Here is a 1,671-nt window from a genome sequence, read left to right as displayed (position 1 = left end):
GCCCCCGAGCCGCCGCCGCGGCGCGCGCCCCTGCCCAAGGTGCTCTCGCGCCGGCCGGCCGCCGCCGCGCCGGTTGTCAAGGCGGGCGGGCGCGGCCGGCCGAAGGAGCGCTGAGGGGCCGCGCGGGGAGCCGGAGGTTCGCCCCGGCCCCGCGCCGGCCTTGTCGACCGGCGCGGGCGCCGCGCGGAAGGCCCGCCGGCCTCAGGCGGCCGAGCCCATCCCGGCCCGGATCTCGCCCCGGAAGCGGTCGATCGAGACCAGGCGGCCGGCGCGCTCGACGTGCCAGTAGGTCCAGCCGTTGCAGGCGGGCAGGCCCTGGACGAGGGCGCCGATCTTGTGGATGGAGCCCGAGGCCGGGCCGATCCCGAGGGTGCCGTCCGGGCGCACCAGGGCCTTGTGGCGGCGGCGCTCGTCGGTCAGCGTCTCGCCGGCCCGCACGTGGCCGGCCTCGATCAGCGTCAGGAACGGCACCCGCGGCTCGGCGCGCCGGGTCGGCGCCGTCAGGAGGGCCGCGGTCGAGAGCGGCTCGACGGCGGCGATGCGGGCCCGGGCGGCCTCCGCGTAGACGGGCTCGCGCTCGATGCCGATGAAGTGCCGGCCGAGGCGCTTGGCCACGGCCCCGGTCGTGCCGGTGCCGAAGAACGGGTCGAGCACCACGTCGCCCGGGTTCGAGGCCGACAGGATGGTGCGGGCGAGGAGGGCCTCCGGCTTCTGGGTCGGGTGGACCTTGCGCCCGTCGGCGCCCTTCAGGCGCTCCTCGCCGGTGCAGAGCGGGATGAACCAGTCCGAGCGCATCTGGAGGTCGTCGTTGCCCCCCTTCAGCGCCTCGTAGTGGAAGGTGTAGCCCTTCTGCGCGCTGCGGGAGGCCCAGATCAGGGTCTCGTGCGCGTTTGTGAAGCGCTTGCCGCGGAAATTCGGCATCGGGTTGGCCTTGCGCCAAACGACGTCGTTGAGGATNACCCGGAAGATGTTGTGGTACGAGCCGATGACCCAGAGCGTGGCGCTCGGCTTCATCACGCGGCGGCAGGCCTGGAGCCAGGCGCGCGTGAAGGCGTCGTAGGCCTCGAAGCTGGCGAACTGGTCCCAGTCATCGTCGACCGCGTCGACGGCGCTCTGGTCCGGGCGCAGCAGCGAGGCCGCCCCGAGCTGGAGGTTGTAGGGCGGGTCGGCGAAGACGAGGTCCACGCTCGACGGCGGCAGCCGCTCGAGGGCGGCGACGCAGTCGCCGAGGATGACTTGGTCGACGGGAAGGCGCTGAGCGGGGGTGACGAGACCCATCCGCGGCGCCGGCGCAATCCGCCCGGTACGCGAGACTTGATTCCGGGCGGCGGCGCCGGCGACCGCGGTACGCGGGGAAGCCATGGCGAACACCGGTTACGCGACTGACAAGGCGACCATGGCCGCACTACGGTAAAGGTCGCGTTGCGTTCAGCCACAAACCGCGTCTCGAATTGGGGCTGCAGTTTTTGCCTAACGCCCGCTCGCGCGCTCGGATTCGTTAATGAAATCCCCTGTCCGCCCGGCGCGCTCGCGGGTGCAATACTGCACTCGACGGTGCAGGCCCGGGACGTCGTCGTGATCCGGGCGCGTCCGGGCGCGCCGGCCGACGGGCCCCGGAGCCGCGGCGGCGCCGGCCCGGCGGGGCTCCCGCCCGGCCGCCCGCGGCGCGGG

At 74.3% G+C, this 1,671-nt stretch carries 1 protein-coding gene and 1 pseudogene; both read right to left on the bottom strand.

Translation table 11 applies throughout. The features are described 5' to 3' along the window. Positions 1–201: 201 nt before the first annotated feature. Positions 202–957 (bottom strand): annotated as a pseudogene (locus DT057_RS05970) (DNA methyltransferase); the annotation flags it as partial. A 1-nt stretch (position 958) separates the two neighbouring features. Continuing rightward, a partial coding sequence (locus tag DT057_RS36670) for a DNA methyltransferase (protein WP_276469422.1) occupies positions 959–1,362 on the bottom strand: 404 nt, incomplete at its 3' end. Between the last annotated feature and the right edge of the window lie 309 nt (positions 1,363–1,671).

This window comes from Methylobacterium crusticola, from assembly GCF_003574465.1.
In the GTDB taxonomy this organism is placed as follows: domain Bacteria; phylum Pseudomonadota; class Alphaproteobacteria; order Rhizobiales; family Beijerinckiaceae; genus Methylobacterium; species Methylobacterium crusticola.
This window is presented reverse-complemented; position numbering and strand designations above follow the sequence as displayed.